Annotated in this window: 11 protein-coding genes; 7 read left to right on the top strand and 4 right to left on the bottom strand. The window is 67.9% G+C overall.

What is annotated here, in order from left to right; genetic code table 11:
* Nucleotides 1–997 (bottom strand): dynamin family protein (locus tag AB1634_15350; GenBank protein ID MEW6220892.1); only part of this gene is annotated, 997 nt, incomplete at its 3' end.
* Nucleotides 998–1260: 263 nt separating this feature from the next.
* Between AB1634_15350 and AB1634_15345 the strand changes: the two genes are divergently transcribed.
* The 7 genes from AB1634_15345 to AB1634_15315 all read left to right on the top strand — a co-directional run bounded on the left by AB1634_15345 (nucleotide 1261) and on the right by AB1634_15315 (nucleotide 9663).
* Nucleotides 1261–2940, top strand: a complete 1680-nt coding sequence (locus AB1634_15345; GenBank protein MEW6220891.1) for a methyl-accepting chemotaxis protein — start codon at nucleotides 1261–1263, stop codon at nucleotides 2938–2940.
* Nucleotides 2937–3455 (top strand): chemotaxis protein CheW, encoded by a 519-nt coding sequence (locus AB1634_15340; protein ID MEW6220890.1) that lies wholly within the window; start codon nucleotides 2937–2939, stop codon nucleotides 3453–3455. Before AB1634_15345 ends, AB1634_15340 begins: the two co-directional genes overlap by 4 nt.
* A gap of 19 nt (nucleotides 3456–3474) precedes the next feature.
* Nucleotides 3475–3759: an STAS domain-containing protein gene (locus tag AB1634_15335; GenBank protein MEW6220889.1), complete on the top strand. Its 285-nt coding sequence runs from the start codon at nucleotides 3475–3477 to the stop codon at nucleotides 3757–3759.
* Nucleotides 3760–3802: 43 nt separating this feature from the next.
* Nucleotides 3803–5947 carry a chemotaxis protein CheA gene (locus AB1634_15330; protein MEW6220888.1) on the top strand — a complete coding sequence of 715 codons (2145 nt, stop codon included), beginning with the start codon at nucleotides 3803–3805 and terminating at the stop codon, nucleotides 5945–5947.
* A gap of 17 nt (nucleotides 5948–5964) precedes the next feature.
* Nucleotides 5965–6846 carry a protein-glutamate O-methyltransferase CheR gene (locus AB1634_15325; GenBank protein MEW6220887.1) on the top strand — a complete coding sequence of 294 codons (882 nt, stop codon included), beginning with the start codon at nucleotides 5965–5967 and terminating at the stop codon, nucleotides 6844–6846.
* A 58-nt stretch (nucleotides 6847–6904) separates the two neighbouring features.
* A complete protein-coding gene (locus tag AB1634_15320; protein ID MEW6220886.1) occupies nucleotides 6905–7951 on the top strand; it encodes a chemotaxis response regulator protein-glutamate methylesterase in 1047 nt (348 codons plus the stop codon).
* 107 nt (nucleotides 7952–8058) lie between these two features.
* Nucleotides 8059–9663 carry a response regulator gene (locus AB1634_15315; GenBank protein MEW6220885.1) on the top strand — a complete coding sequence of 535 codons (1605 nt, stop codon included), beginning with the start codon at nucleotides 8059–8061 and terminating at the stop codon, nucleotides 9661–9663.
* Nucleotides 9664–9753: 90 nt separating this feature from the next.
* On the opposite strand, the gene trpS is transcribed toward AB1634_15315, so the two are convergent.
* From trpS to dnaK, 3 genes are all read right to left on the bottom strand, one after another.
* A complete protein-coding gene (trpS, locus tag AB1634_15310; protein MEW6220884.1) occupies nucleotides 9754–10719 on the bottom strand; it encodes a tryptophan--tRNA ligase in 966 nt (321 codons plus the stop codon).
* A 136-nt stretch (nucleotides 10720–10855) separates the two neighbouring features.
* On the bottom strand, nucleotides 10856–12643 hold the full coding sequence (locus tag AB1634_15305) for a diguanylate cyclase (GenBank protein ID MEW6220883.1): 1788 nt from the start codon (nucleotides 12641–12643) through the stop codon (nucleotides 10856–10858).
* A 215-nt stretch (nucleotides 12644–12858) separates the two neighbouring features.
* Nucleotides 12859–14766, bottom strand: a complete 1908-nt coding sequence (gene dnaK / locus AB1634_15300) for a molecular chaperone DnaK (protein ID MEW6220882.1) — start codon at nucleotides 14764–14766, stop codon at nucleotides 12859–12861.
* Nucleotides 14767–14967 lie beyond the last annotated feature (201 nt).

Here is a 14967-nt window from a genome sequence, read left to right as displayed (position 1 = left end):
CGACCAGGGCATGGCCGGCGACGTCCAGGAAGAAGAAGCCAACCGCGCCCAGGGCCAGGGCCACCCTCACGGCCAGGGCCAAAGACTGGCGGCCGGCCACGGCAAAGGCTGCCATGGCCTCGGCCACCAGGCGCAGCTCCTGCACCTTCTTGTCGATATTCTGGAGCATATGGCCGGTGCGCAAGCTCGGGGCGGCCAGGATGCGCTCCTTGAGCTCGACGCGCTCCTGCTGCCAGACCTCATAGCCGGCCGGCGGCTCGGTGACGCTGGGCGCGAAGGTGAGAAAGATCCGGGGGATGTCCTTGCGGCCGGTCATCTGGGAGAGGTTCCAGCACAGGGTGCCGTAGGAGCGGACCAGATCCGCCAGGTTGTCGCACTCGTCGATGCGGCTCATGACGAAGACGATCCGGTCCTCGCCGGAGGCCTCGGGCAGGGTGTTGCGGATGGTGACGTAGGTCTCCTTGATGGTGCCCGCCTTGTGGGGATCGAAGAGCAGGACGATGAGATCCGCCAGCCGGGCGAATTCGCCCAGCACCTTCAGGTAGTCGTAGCCCCGGTCCTTCTCGGTCACCGAGTCCAGCATGCCCGGGGTGTCGATGATGGCCAGATCCTGCAAGGCCGGCGCCGCCACGGTCTTCATGCGGAAATGGGCGATGAATTGCTCGCCGTGGGTGCGGAAGGCGGCAAAGGGCAGGCGGTCGTCGTTGATCAGGGTGGCGCCGGGGATCTCGGCCTCCGGGCCGTCTCCTTCCGGGGCAGTGAGGATGGTGAAGGAGTCGTCGGTGGGCGCCTGGCCGGTGCGCTGGATCGGCCGGCCGCACAGCTCGTTGATGAGGGTGGACTTGCCGGAGGAGTAGTTGCCGATGACCAGGGCAATGGGACGCCAGCGCAAGGAGGCGGCGAGATCCTCCGCTGGCATGCCGTAGCGCCGGAACAACGGGGCCAGCCGCTCCTCCACCCGGCGGCCGATGTGGTCCTGAATCGTCTTCTCGTCCATGGGCGCTCCTTGGCGGCCGGCCGGAGCCAGGGGGGCGTCCCGGGCCGGCAGCGGGAAGCCCACATTAGCATGGCCGCGGCCACCTCACAAGGGGCCTGGCCAGTGGCACGGCGGCCGCGGTTCTCCGTCGCTCCCCTCCTTGCAATCCCGCAACCGTTTGACCTATCCTGGGAAGCGAGAGTCGGATTTGTCCTGCACGGCTGAGCCGCGCCCGGGGAGGGACGGCATCAAGGTGTCCGGGAGACCCCCGGGGGGAGGGGACCATGGCCATCATGGGGAACATGAAGGTCGGAGCCAAGCTGGGGGCGGGGTTTGCGGGCGTGGTGATCCTCTTTGGCGCCATCAGCCTGTTTCTGATCCTGCGAATGGTGAGCCTCCATGACCTGGAGGAAGAGGCTGCCACCCGGGCCAAGCATGCCCTGGAGGCGCAGCAGATGGCCATGGGCCTGGACGAGGCCTACGGGGTGATGGCCGATGCCATCATCAACCGGGACTTGGCTGCCGGCCGGGAGGAGCTGGCGGCGGTCAAGGCGGAGGCCCAGCGGGCCTGGACCCGGGCGGCGGAGATCGCCGACACCGAGAAGGAAAAGGAGCAGGCCGCCGCCTTTGCCGCGGCCAGCCGCCGTTTCCTGGACCTCTTCGAGAACGGCGTCCTGCCGATCCTGGAGCGGAACAGCTCGGTGGCGGAGCTGGCCCGGGATGACCAGGAGCGGATCCGGGCCCTGGACAGCCAGATCGATCAGGCCCTGGCCGCTGCCGACGAGCCGATCCAGGCCATCGTCGCCTCGACCCTGGCCGAGAGCGAGGAGGCCAGCCGTCACTTCGATGAGGTGGCGGGCACGGCCACCCGGATCAGCATCGGCCTGGCGCTCCTGGGGGTGGCGGTGGCGGTTCTGTTCGCGGTGGTCATCACCCGTCTCATCACCCGGCCGGTCACGGCAATGGTGGGCCACATCAGGAAGGTGGCCGGTGGCGACCTGACGGAGACCGTGGCGGTGACCTCCGCCGATGAAGTGGGCGAGATGGGCAGCAGCCTGAACCGGATGGTGGAGGATCTGTCCAGCATCGTTCGCAACATCCAGCAGGCGGCCGGCCACCTGGCCTCGGGCAGCGAGCAGGTGTCGTCGGCGGCCCAGTCCTTGTCCCAGGGGGCGGCCGAGCAGTCGTCCAACATCGAGGAGGTCTCCTCGGCCATGGAGGAGATGAACGCCTCGGTGGCGCAGAACGCCGACAACGCCCGCCAGACCGAGGCCATCGCCCGCCAGGCGGCCGCGGATGCGGAAGAGGGGGGCGAGGCGGTCAAGGAGATGGCCCAGGCCATGCGGGACGTGTCCGAGAAGATCCTCATCATCGAGGAGATCGCCCGGCAGACGAACCTCCTGGCCTTGAACGCCGCCATCGAGGCGGCGCGGGCCGGCGAGCATGGCAAGGGCTTTGCGGTGGTGGCTGTGGAGGTCAGAAAGCTGGCGGAGCGCAGCCAGGCATCGGCCCAGGAGATCATCGCCCTGTCCAAGCACAGCCTGGCGGTGACCGAGCGCACCTCCGGCCTCATCGCCGAGATCGTGCCAGGTATCCGCAAGACCGCCGAGCTGGTGCAGGAGATCGCCCTGGCCAGCCAGGAACAGGCCCGGGGGGTGGAGTCGGTGGCCAAGGCCCTGGAGGAGGTGGACAAGGTGGTGCAGCAGAACTCCGCCTCCTCCGAGGAAATGGCCTCGTCCTCCGAGGAGATGGCCTCCCAGGCCCAGGCCCTGCGCACCCAGATCGGCTTTTTCCGGGTGGCGGGCAGCCGGCGCCGGCCGGCGGCTCCAGCGATCAAGGCCGAGCGGGGAGGCAGCGGCTGGGGCGAGGAGGATCGGCCGGTGAAGGCCCTGCCCGGCCGCGGCGTGGAGCTGGATCTGGACGAGGACGGCTTCGAGCCCATGACCGGGAGGGTAGAGGGATGAGCGATACCGCCGACAGCCGGCAGTACCTGACCTTTGTCCTGGACAGCGAGATCTATGCCCTGGAGATCTTCAAGGTCCGGGAGGTCCTGGATTTTGCTCCCATCACCAAGATCCCCCGCATGCCGGAGTTCCTGCGGGGGGTGATCAACCTGCGGGGCGGGGTGATCACGGTGGTGGACCTCAAGCGCAAGTTCGGCATGCCGGGGAGCGAGCGCACCCGGGATACCTGCATCATCATCGCCGAAGTGACGGTGGACAACGAGACCACCATCATGGGCCTCCTGGTGGACTCGGTACGGGAGGTGATTGACCTGGAGGCTGCCGCCATCCAGCCGCCGCCGCGGATGGGCACCCGCCTCGATACCCGCTTCATCAAGGGCATGGGCCGCCAGGACGGGGAGTTCATCATCATCCTCGACATCGACCTCATCCTCTCCGCCGACGAGATCGCCATGGCGGCCGCGGCGGCTGGTCACAGCGCCGCTGCCGCGGAGGCCCCCGCGGCGGGCTCGTGAGGCCGGAGGAGGGCTGCTCATGCCATTTGCCACCAGAGTGACCGGTGACGAGGCCGTGCTCGTTCTGACCGGCACCTGCACCCGGGGGGAGATGCCGGCCTTGCGGGACGAGCTCTTGCGGCTGCGGCATCAGGGACTGGTGCTGGATCTTGCCGGGGTGACCAGCCTCGACACCGCTTTCTTGCAGCTGGTCTGCGCCGCTGGCCAGACTTGGACCCAGGACGGCTGTGCCTTCCAGCTGTCCGGACTGTCCCCGGAGCTGGCCCAGCTTGTGCGGCTGTCCGGTTTCGATCTCGCCTGCTGAGGGCGCGGGGCGCCTCGCTGTCCCGGGCAACAAGGAGCCAGCCATGGCCGACGCCATCTCCGAGGTCAGCATCTTCCGGGAGGAATCCCTCGAGCTTCTGGCCGACATCGAGGCGACCCTGCTTGAGCTGGAAGAGAATCCGGACTCCCGGCCGCTGGTGGATCGGCTCTTCCGGGCCATGCACACCATCAAGGGCTCGGGGGCGATGTTCGGCTTTGATGCCATCGCGGCCTTCGCCCACAAGGTGGAGACCGCCATCGATGCGGTGCGCAGCGGCCGGATCAGCATCTCCCGGCCGCTGGTGGAGCTGGTGTTGGCCTCCCGGGACGTCATCACCACCATGATCGACGGCATCGAGGAAGGGGCGGCAGCGAGCCCGGTGGACACCGGACCGGTGATTGCCGGCCTGGAGGCCCTGCTGGCCGAGCGGGGGGCCAGCGCCCCGGCGCCCGCCCCGGCAGCGGCGGCCAAGGACCTGTCCTCAGCCAGGGCAGCGCCAGCCGCCGGCCCCTCTCGCCTGTTCCGGATCCGCTTCCGGCCAGACCCGGAATGCCTGCGCCGCAACCTGGACCCCCTGACCCTCCTGCGGGACTTGGCGGCGTTGGGCAGCCTGCGCTGCACCGCCCTGGTGGATCAGGTGCCGGGCCTGACGGAGCTGGACCCGGAGCGCTCCTATCTGGGCTACGACATCCTGCTGACCACCGGGGCGGACGAGAATGCCATCCGGGATGTCTTCATCTTCCTGGAGAAGGACAGCGCGCTTGCCGTCACCCACCTGCCCGACCCCCATCACGCCAGCGAAGAGGAGCCGCCGCGGCTGGGCGAGATCCTGGTGGATCGAGGGGATGTCCAGCCCGGCCAGGTGGAGGCGGTGCTCCGGGCCAAGCCCCGCCTTGGCGAGACCCTGGTGGAGGCGGGAGTGGTGTCAGCGGTCAAGGTCAAAGCGGCCCTGGCCGAGCAGCAGGTGGTGCGGGAGCGGCGCCAGACCACCCAGGCCAGCACCATCCGGGTGGCTTCGGACAAGCTGGACTTTCTGGTGAACATCGTCGGCGAGCTGGTCACCGCCCAGGCGCGGCTGGAGGAGTCCTCCTCCCGGGTTCAGGGCCTTGACCTCATGGGCGCCGTGGAAGAGGTGGGGCGCCTGGTCACCGAGCTCCGGGACAAGGTGATGGGCATCCGCATGCTGCCCATCGGCGTCACCTTCGACAAGTTCCGGCGTCTGGTGCGGGATTTGGCGGTGTCCACCGGCAAGAAGGTGGAACTGCGCATCGAGGGCGGCGAGACCGAGCTGGACAAGAGCATGATCGAAAAGCTCAACGATCCCCTGGTGCACCTCATCCGGAACGCCGTCGACCATGGCATCGAGCCGCCGGAGGTGCGGCGTCAGGCCGGCAAGCCCGAGACCGGCACCATCACCCTGTCGGCCTCCCACATCGGCGGCCAGGTCCGCATCCGGATCACCGACGACGGCGGCGGCATCGATGCCGGGGCGGTGGCGGCCAAGGCCGTGGCCCAGGGCCTGGTTCGGGAGATGGATCTGGAGACCATGTCCTGGGAGGAGAGGCTGGCCTTGATCTTCCACCCCGGCCTGTCCACCGCCCGGCAGGTGACCAATGTCTCCGGCCGAGGCGTGGGCATGGACGTGGTCCGCACCGAGATCGGCAAGCTCCGCGGGCGACTGGAGCTGGCCTCCACGCCGGGCCAGGGCTCCGCCATCGACCTCAAGCTGCCGCTTACCATGGCCATCATCGACGGCCTGCTGGTGCGGGCCCTGGACACCCGCTACGTCATTCCGGTCTCCTCCATCAAGGAGTGTCTGGAGCTCACCGACCGGGAGATCGAGGCCGCCCACGGCCGCCAGATGATCAAGGTCCGGGATACGGTCATCCCCTACGTGCGCCTGCGGCAGCTCTTCGACGGTGCGGACCGGGATCAGGAGATCGAGCAGGTGATCATCGTCGAGCACGAAAGCTCGTCGGTGGGCCTGGTCATCGATCAGATCTACGGCGACTGCCAGACGGTTATCAAGTCCCTGGGCAAGGCCTTTGCCGACGCCCAGGGGATCTCGGGCGCCACGATCCTGGGCGACGGCACCGTCGCCCTCATCGTCGACGTGCCCCAGCTCATCACTCTGGCCCTGGCCGAAGAGCGCCAGCGCGTCGGCCACCGGGCCGAGCGGCCGCACTGACCAGGGGGAAAGGCGATATGGCCTTGGAGGCAGGGGCCGCCGGGGAGCTGGGCGTCCGGCCGATCACCGATGCCGAGTTCGACGACATCAGCCGTTTTGTCTACCGGTATTGCGGCATCAACCTGACGCCGGCCAAGAAGACCATGGTCTCGGGCCGGCTCATGAAGCGTCTGCGGCAGCTGGGGCTCAGCCGGTTCGGCGACTACTTCGCCATGGCCACCAGCCCTGGGGCAGGTCAGCACGAGCTGACCACCATGATCAACCTGCTCACCACCAACAAGACCGATTTCTTCCGCCAGCCCGATCAGTTCCAGCTTCTGACCCACACCCTGCTCCCCCGGTTGACAGCCCTGGCTCGCCTGCGCAGCCGCCGCCACATCGCGGTCTGGAGCGCCGGCTGCTCCAGCGGCGAGGAGCCCTACACCATCGCCTTTGTGCTCCAGGAGTTTGTCCGCCAGCATCCGGGCTGGGGCTACAGCATCCTGGCCACGGACATCTCGACGCGCCGCCTGGAGGAGGCGGTGCGCGCGGTCTACACCGAGGAGGTGGTGGAGCCGGTACCCCTGGAGCTGAAGCGGCGCTACCTGCTACGTGGCGTCGGCGAGCACACCGGCACCTTCCGGGTGGCGCCGGAGATCCGCAAACAGATCACCTTCCGCGCCCTCAACCTGATGACGAGCGATCTTTCGAGCGTGGGCAGCATCGATCTCCTGTTCTGCCGCAACGTCACCATCTATTTTGATCGGCCCACCCAGAGGGCGCTGGTGGCCCGGTTCGATGGCCAGCTTGCCTCCGGCGGCTACTATTTTGTGGGCCACTCGGAGAGCCTGCACGGTATCTTCGAAGGCTTGACGCTGGTGGCTCCCACCGTCTACATCAAAGATGAGTCTGCCCACTAGACCGGACCGCCAGGGGGGGGGGCCATCTGGAGCCGCCCGACCGGGGCCGATCCGGGTGATGATCGTTGACGATTCGGCGGTGGTGCGCAGCACCCTCACCCAGGTCCTGGAGAGCGATCCTGGCATCCGGGTGATCGCCACCGCGGCTGACCCGTATATTGCCGCCCACAAGCTCCGGGAGGAGGTGCCGGACGTCATCACCCTGGATGTGGAGATGCCGCGCATGGACGGCATCACCTTCCTCCGGAAGCTCATGCGCCAGCACCCCCTGCCGGTGATCATCTGCTCCAGCCTCACCGAGGCGGGCGCCGAGACCACCCTCAAGGCCCTGGAATACGGCGCCGTGGACGTGGTCACCAAGCCGAAGCTGGGGGTGAAGCAGTTTCTGGAGGAGAATCGCATCCAGCTGTGCGATGCGGTACGGGCGGCGGCCCAGGCCAGGCTGCGGCCCCTGTTGGCCCTGCGGGAGGTGCCGGCCAAGCTCACTGCCGATGCCGTGCTGCCCCGGGCCAGCAGCCGGGCCATGGTGGAGACCACCGACCGGGTGGTGCTCATCGGCGCCTCCACCGGCGGCACCGAGGCCCTGGCCAGCTATCTCACCGTCATGCCCCACGATGGGCCGGGCACGGTGGTGGTGCAGCACATGCCCGAGCATTTCACCACCGCCTTTGCCAAACGCCTGGACGGGCTGTGCCGGATGGAGGTCAAGGAGGCGGCGGACGGTGACTCGGTCATCCGGGGCCGGGTGCTCATCGCCCCCGGCAACCGGCATCTGCTGGTCAAGCGCAGCGGGGCTCGCTATTTCGTCGAGGTGCGGGACGGCCCGCTGGTCAGCCGCCACCGGCCGTCGGTGGATGTGCTCTTCCGCTCTGGCGCCCGTTATGTGGGCCGGAACGGGGTGGCGGTGATCATGACCGGCATGGGGGACGACGGTGCCAACGGCATGGTGGAGCTGAAGGAGGCCGGGGCGGTGACCATCGCCCAGGACGAGCCCAGCTGTGTGGTCTTCGGCATGCCCAAGGAGGCCATCGAGCGGGGGGGCGTGGACCGGATCCTGCCTCTGGAGCGGATCGCGGCCGAGGTGCTGCGCCTGACCGGCACCTGATCAGCGTCGGCCGGCATTTCGAGAAAAATCTTGTCTTGTCGCGGGGCCGGGGGATAAATAAAGAAGGCTTGCCTGTATCCTCCCCATACCATCAGCCGGGAGAACGTATGGAGATCCTGAAGGACTTTCGTAGCAAGGATACTGTCGAGCAGGTGGTGGTCCTGGACGAGATCGGCGCCGGTGGCAGCGCAGATGCCTTGCCGGAGCTTTTTGCCCTGTTTGCCGAGCCGCTGGGGGACGAGGTGGTGGACGCCATGGTCTACCACACCTTGACCAGTGTTCTGGCCGGCAAGGAGGAAGCGATCCTGGCGGGGCTCGCCCATCCGGCGGCGGCGGTGCGGCGGCTGTGCGTGGAGGAGGCCGGCAAGGCCGGCTTGGCCGCCGCGGTACCGATCCTGTTGCGCCTGTTGCCGGGCCTGTCCGAGCCGGCGGAGGTGGCCGCGGTCCTCCAGGCTCTGCTCCGCCTGCCGCCCGGGGACCCGGCGGCGATGCTGGCGGCCTTCCAGCCTTTCCTGCAGCACCCCGACGCCACAGTGGCCACCCTGGCGGTCCAAGGGGCGGTGGCCCAGGGCGGCGCTGCGGGCCGGGACGCGGTCCTGGCCTTCATCGCCGCGGCGCCGGATTTTGTTCAGTCCGGTGGCGAGGACTGCGATCTGGTGCTGGCCATGGCCATCACCGCCCTGGGGGGCTGCCGGGACGAACAGACGGCCGGCTTCCTGGTCCGGCACATCCACCATGGCAGCCCCATCATCCGCCGCCTCATCGGCGACGCCCTGGTCGGCCTGGGCAGCTTGGCCCTGCCGGCCCTGGGGGAGGTGCTGCGGGCGGGCCGGCGTGACGAGCGGATCATGGCCGCGAACGTGGTTGGCTTCATGGGGGATCGCAAGGGCGCCGAGCTGCTCACCGCGGTCATGGACGCCCGACTCGGCATGGAGGAGAATCTCAAGTTCGCGGTCTACGAGGCCTTGGGCCGCATCCCATCCATGCGCAGCATCGTCTGCCTGGCGGACGGGCTGGCGGAGACCGACGAGCTGACCCTGGCCGCGGTGCTCACCGGCTTGGACAACCTGGTGAACGCCGGGGTGGTGAAACGGGTGCAGGAGGTGCTGGTGCGGCAGGACGAGGTGGCCAGGCGGGTGGTCACGGCCCTGATCATGGCCCGGGCGGTGCGCCTGTTCCGCGCCCTGTACCAGGAAGGGAGCTGCGCCTCCCTGCTGGTAGCCGGGATCGCCGCCTCACCGGATGGCGAGGCCCGGGCCCAGTTTGCCCAGGTCCTGGGAGAGCTGGCCGGGCCGCAGGCCGCCGCCGACGCAAAGCGTCTGGCCGGGGCCGGCCAGGCGGCCAGCGGCCGCCAGCTCCTGGCCGCCGACGACTCCAAGGCCATGCTCCACTTCTACCGGGCAGCCGCTGCGGAGATGGGGCTGGCCATCACCACCGCCGCCGACGGCCGGCAGGCCCTGGAGCATCTGCGCTCCGGTGCTGCGGTCGATCTTCTGATCACGGACATGAACATGCCGGAGATGGACGGCATCGAGCTGACCCGCCAGGCCCGGCAGCTGCGGCCGGACCTGCCCATCATCATGGCCACCACCGAGTCGGAGGCCAGCCAGCAGGCCATCGCCCGCCAGGCCGGCGTGACCGCCTTCGTCACCAAGCCCTTCTCCAAGGACGTGCTCAAGGCCAAGCTCCAGGAGCTGCTGGGCGCCTCCTGATAACGAATATCGAATATCGAACAAGGAATGTCCAACCGCAGAAGGGACCGGAAGAACTGAATTCCTTGTTGGATATTCTGCGGTTGGCCTTCAATACCGCAGTCCCACCCGCTCCCGCACCAGATCCAGGGTGGGGGCGGCGTGGGTCCGGGCCTTCTCCGCTCCGGCCCTGAGCACCGCCCGCAGGTAGCCGGGGTCCCGGCCCAGGCGCTGCCGCTCCTCCCGCGCCTCCCTGAAGTACTCCCAGAGAATCGTCACCAGCTCCAGCTTGATGCGGCCATAGGCCGCGCCGCCCTCCAGGTAGAGGCGCCGCACCTCAGCCAGGCGGTCCGGGGGGGCGAAGAGCCGGTAGATGGCAAACAGGTTGCAGCGGTCCGGGTCCTTGGGGGCCTCCACGGGCGTCGAGTCGGTGACGATGGCCATCACCCGCTGTTTGAGGGTCTTCTCATCCAGGAAGATGCCGATGGTGTTGCCGTAGGACTTGGACATCTTCTGGCCGTCCACGCCGGGAATCACCGCCAGGTTGTCGTCGATGGCCGGCTCCGGGATGACAAAGGTCTCGCCGAAGGTGTGGTTGAAGGAGTGGGCAATGTCCCGGGCCACCTCCAGGTGCTGCTTCTGATCCTTGCCCACCGGCACCAGGTTGGCCTGGTAGAGGAGGATGTCGGCCGCCATCAGCACCGGGTAGGCGAAAAGGCCGTGGCTGGGGGCGATGCCCTTGGCGACCTTGTCCTTGTACGAGTGGCAGCGCTCCAGAAGCCCCATCGGGGTGACGGTGGACAGGATCCAGGTCAGCTCTGTCACCTCCGGCACGTCGGACTGGACCCAGAAGATGCTCTCGTCCGGGTCCAGCCCCAGGGCCAGGAAGTCGGCGGCGGCCTCCAGGGTCCCGGCTGCCAGGCGCTCCCGGTCGTGCACCGAGGTCAGGGCATGCAGGTTGACGATGAAGGCAAAAAGCTCGCCCTGGCGCATGTTGCGGATCATGGGCCGCATCATGCCGAAATAGTTGCCGATGTGGAGCTGGCCGGACGGTTGGATGCCGGAAAGGATGCGCATGGTCGATCTCCTGCACGCTCAGGCTGAGGATGGGCCGGGGGAGCACCACGGCCGCGGGCAGCGCACAAGAGACACCAGGCACCGGGCGGCGTCAAGAGTGAAGAGACTGGCCCGGGTGGCTGGGGGCGCCGCCGATTCAGCCTTCCGGGCGGCGGGAGGGGGCGATGCGCATCTGGTTGCGGCCGTCGCGCTTGGCGGCGTAGAGGGCGGAGTCGGCCACCATCAGCAGCTCCTCGGCGGTGTCGGCATGGAGGGGGCAGCAGGCCAGGCCGAGGCTGATGGTCCGCTGGATGGGCGGGGCACCGGGGATCTGGAAGGTGTGGCTGGCAACGCTGGTGCGCAGCCGATCGCCGATCTGGCGCGCGGCCTGGATGTCGCTGCCGGGCAGGAGGATCACGAACTCCTCCCCCCCGTAACGGCAGGGGATGTCGGCGGTGCGGATGTTGGCGCGGATGAGCTCGGCCAGACCGACCAGCACCCGGTCGCCCACCGGATGGCCATGGGTGTCGTTGATCTCTTTGAAATAGTCCACGTCCAGCATCAGAAGGCAAAAGCCGATGCCGCCGGCCTGGAAGCTGTCGGCCAGATCCTTGGCCTTGGTGTGGAAGTAGCGCTTGGTGTACAGGCCGGTCAGATCGTCGGTGATGGCCAGGTCGTACAGACGGGCGTTGGCCAGCGAGACGGAGATGTGGTTGGTGAGGGCCGGCAGGAGGTGGCGCTCGGCCCGGCCGAACCGCCGCTTGGCCGGCAGGACCACGGCCACCAGGCCCAGCCGGAGGCTGCGCAGGCTCAGGGGCACCAGGGCCCGGCGCTCTTCGGCGTCCAGCTCGGGCACCGTCAGCTCGCCCTTCCACCAGCGCTCCAGGTCCCGCCGGCTCACGGCACCGTGGGGGGCCTCGCCAGCGTCCAGGAAGTACTGGGCCTGGAACTGCTTGTCCCCGGCCTTCTTCCAGGTGACGTCAAAGGCGCCCGGGGTGCTGTCGGCGGCATGGATGAAGACCGTGGTCTCGGCATCGAAGATCTCCCGCAGCAGGTTGATGACGATGCCCTTGACCCGCTGCCACTCGATGGTCTCGCTCATCCGCTGGACGATGGTGTACAGGGTCCGGATCTCGTCCCGATTGTTGCGGACTTCGGTGACATAGCGGCCGATGGCCCTGGTCATGACGTTGAAGGAGACCGCCATCTCGGCGAACTCTCCTTCCCCCCGGATGTCCACCCAGCCATCGAAGCGGCCCTTCTCCAACTGCTTGATCCCCTCGAGAAAGGCCCGCACCGGCCGGAGCACGAAGCGGTCGACGATCCGGGAGATGAGGACGACGATAGCCGCGAAGGTCAGGAGGGCGGTGAGCAGAATCCGCTGGGAGACGGTGCGCAGGACCGCGTAGATGTCCTCCAGGGAGCTGTCCACCATGAGCAGGCCCAGGACCGGCTGGCCGGTGCCATGGCAGAGCCGGCAGTCCGGCTCGTTGTCGATCTTGATCACCGCCCGGACATAGCGACCCCGGTGGGAGCGGAGCTCGGCCGCGAACTGGCCGGCCCTGGGGGGCATATCCATGTCCTGGTGGCAGACGGTGCAGGCCGGGTCGCGATCCTTGGCAAAGACCTGTCCCACCAGAGAGCGCCGGCTGGACAGCACGACCTGGCCGCTGGGATTGAGAATGCTGATCGCCTCGAAATCGGCGACCCGCGCCACTTCATCCAGGGAGCGCTGGATGAGCGGGCGCTGGTTCTGGAGCATGGCCACGCCCAGGGAAGCCCGGATGGTCAGGCCGGCCTGGGTGGCCTTGTCCTTGGTCATGGCGAGGAGCCGCTCCCGCTGGTAGATCCACATGCCGAACAGGACGCTGCTGATGGACAGGGAGAAGACCAGAAAGAGGCTGACGAGGATCTTGGCCCGCAGGGAGACGTCGCGGGTTGCCATGGGAGTCATTGCGGGCCCTCAAAGCCGGAAGAGTGGCGCCGGAGCGCAGCGCGGGCCGGGCAAAGGCTACTCCCATGGTAGCAGGTAATCCGGGGCCTGTCCATGAACCGCAGGCGAAGCGCTGGCGGGCGCGGCCCCCCCAACAAGAACAGGGGGAGCAGGCCCGGTGCGGCCCACTCCCCCTGGGGGATCTCCGGCGCCAGCAGTCCAGGCCGCTACTTGACCTCCTCGAAGTCGGCGTCCACCACATCCTCGTCCTTCTTGCCGGTGCCGGCTCCGGCGCCGCCGCCGGTGTCGCCCGGGCCGCCCTGGCCGCGGGTGGCCTGGCTGTACATGATCTCGGCCAGCTTGTGGGAGGCCCTGGTCAGGCTCTCGGTGCCGGAGCGGATGGCGGCCACATCCTCGCCCTTGATGGTCTCCTTGAGGCTGGCCAGCTCCCGCTCCACATTGCCCTTGGTGTCGGCATCCACCTTGTCGCCCAGGTCCCGCAGGCTCTTCTCGGTGGCGTAGATGAGGGAGTCGGCCTGGTTCTTGGCCTCGGCCAGCTCCTTCTTCTTCTTGTCCTCCTCGGCGTGGGTCTCGGCATCCCGCTGCATGCGCTTGATCTCCGCCTCGGTCAGGCCGCTGGAGGCGGTGATGCGGATGGACTGCTCCCGGCCCGTGCCCAGGTCCTTGGCGGACACCTTGAGGATGCCATTGGCGTCGAGGTCGAAGGTGACCTCGATCTGGGGCACCCCCCGGGGGGCCGGCGGGATGTCCGCCAGCTCGAAGCGGCCGATGGTCTTGTTGTAGGCGGCCATCTCCCGCTCGCCCTGCAGGACATGGATGGAGACCGCCGGCTGGTTGTCGGCCGCGGTGGAGAAGATCTGGGTCTTGCGGGTCGGGATCGTGGTGTTCTTCTCGATGAGCTTGGTGAAGACGCCGCCCAGGGTCTCGATGCCCAGGGACAGCGGGGTGACGTCCAGGAGCAGCACGTCCTTGACGTCGCCCTTGAGGACACCGCCCTGGATGGCTGCGCCGATGGCCACCACCTCGTCGGGGTTGACGCCCTTGTGGGGCTCCTTGCCAAAGATCTCCCGGACCTTGGCCTGCACCCGGGGCATGCGGGTCATGCCGCCCACCAGCACCACCTCGTCGATGTCCGCGGCGGCAAGGCCGGCGTCCTTCAAGGCGGTGCGGCAAGGCTCCACGGTCCGGTTCACCAGATCGTCCACCAGGCTCTCCAGCTTGGCTCGGCTCAGCTTCAGGTTGAGGTGCTTGGGGCCGGTGGCATCGGCGGTGATGAAGGGCAGGTTGATGTCGGTCTCCATGGTGGTGGACAGCTCCATCTTCGCCTTCTCTGCCGCTTCCTTCAGGCGCTGCAGGGCCATGTTGTCGTTCCGGAGATCGATGCCCTGGTCGCGGCGGAATTCGTCCGCCAGCCAGTTGACGATCCGAAGGTCGAAGTCCTCGCCGCCCAGGAAGGTGTCACCATTGGTGGACTTGACCTCGAAGACGCCGTCGCCGATCTCCAGAATCGAGATGTCGAAGGTGCCGCCGCCGAGATCGAAGACCGCGATCTTCTCGTCCCGCTTCTTGTCCAGGCCATAGGCCAGGGCCGCGGCCGTGGGCTCGTTGATGATCCGCAGCACGTTGAGGCCGGCGATGCGGCCGGCGTCCTTGGTGGCCTGGCGCTGGCTGTCGTTGAAGTAGGCGGGCACGGTGACCACGGCGTCGGTCACCGTCTCCCCGAGATACTCCTCGGCGGTCTGCTTCATCTTGGTGAGGACCATGGCAGAGATCTCCGGCGGCGAGTAGCGCTTGCCGTCCACCTCCATGGCGGTGTCACCGCCGGGGCCTTCGACGATGGCAAACGGGCTCACCTTCTTGGTCTTCTGCACCTCGGCGTCCGTGTACCGGCGGCCGATGAGCCGCTTGATGGCGTACAGGGTGCGGTGAGGGTTGGTGACCGCCTGCCTTTTCGCCACCTGGCCCACCAGTCGCTCGCCGCTTTCGGAGAAGCCCACCACCGAGGGGGTGGTGCGGTTGCCCTCCACGTTGGCGATGACCTTGGGGTCACCACCTTCCATGATGGCTACACAGGAGTTGGTGGTGCCCAAGTCGATTCCGATGATCTTTCCCATGCCAGTGTCTCCACGTATAAGATGTATAAGATGATCGTATCCTTCGCAGCCGGCCGCGCTTCCTCTGGCCGGACCTAGGAGCCTGTCGGACTTGAGGTCCGAATGAACGGGGTGCTCGACAAGTCTGTTTCAATTTTCCGGGCAGCCGGCCAAGGCGGCTCCGGCGCGGTGTCGGAGCTGTCTGGCAGCAGAAGAGGCCGA

The organism is Thermodesulfobacteriota bacterium, from assembly GCA_040755095.1.
Classification (GTDB): domain Bacteria; phylum Desulfobacterota; class Desulfobulbia; order Desulfobulbales; family JBFMBH01; genus JBFMBH01.
Note: the sequence above shows the minus strand (reverse complement) of the source record. Positions and strands in the feature narration are given on the sequence as shown.

What these genes read in the sequence shown, in the direction of transcription:
- AB1634_15325 (MEW6220887.1), top strand. Translation starts at nt 5,965, where the DNA reads ATGGCCTTGGAGGCAGGGGCCGCCGGGGAGCTGGGCGTCCGGCCGATC.
- AB1634_15340 (MEW6220890.1), top strand. Translation starts at nt 2,937, where the DNA reads ATGAGCGATACCGCCGACAGCCGGCAGTACCTGACCTTTGTCCTGGAC.
- AB1634_15330 (MEW6220888.1), top strand. Translation starts at nt 3,803, where the DNA reads ATGGCCGACGCCATCTCCGAGGTCAGCATCTTCCGGGAGGAATCCCTC.
- AB1634_15320 (MEW6220886.1), top strand. Translation starts at nt 6,905, where the DNA reads ATGATCGTTGACGATTCGGCGGTGGTGCGCAGCACCCTCACCCAGGTC.
- dnaK (MEW6220882.1), bottom strand. Translation starts at nt 14,766, where the DNA reads ATGGGAAAGATCATCGGAATCGACTTGGGCACCACCAACTCCTGTGTA.
- trpS (MEW6220884.1), bottom strand. Translation starts at nt 10,719, where the DNA reads ATGCGCATCCTTTCCGGCATCCAACCGTCCGGCCAGCTCCACATCGGC.
- AB1634_15305 (MEW6220883.1), bottom strand. Translation starts at nt 12,643, where the DNA reads ATGGCAACCCGCGACGTCTCCCTGCGGGCCAAGATCCTCGTCAGCCTC.
- AB1634_15335 (MEW6220889.1), top strand. Translation starts at nt 3,475, where the DNA reads ATGCCATTTGCCACCAGAGTGACCGGTGACGAGGCCGTGCTCGTTCTG.
- AB1634_15315 (MEW6220885.1), top strand. Translation starts at nt 8,059, where the DNA reads ATGGAGATCCTGAAGGACTTTCGTAGCAAGGATACTGTCGAGCAGGTG.
- AB1634_15345 (MEW6220891.1), top strand. Translation starts at nt 1,261, where the DNA reads ATGGCCATCATGGGGAACATGAAGGTCGGAGCCAAGCTGGGGGCGGGG.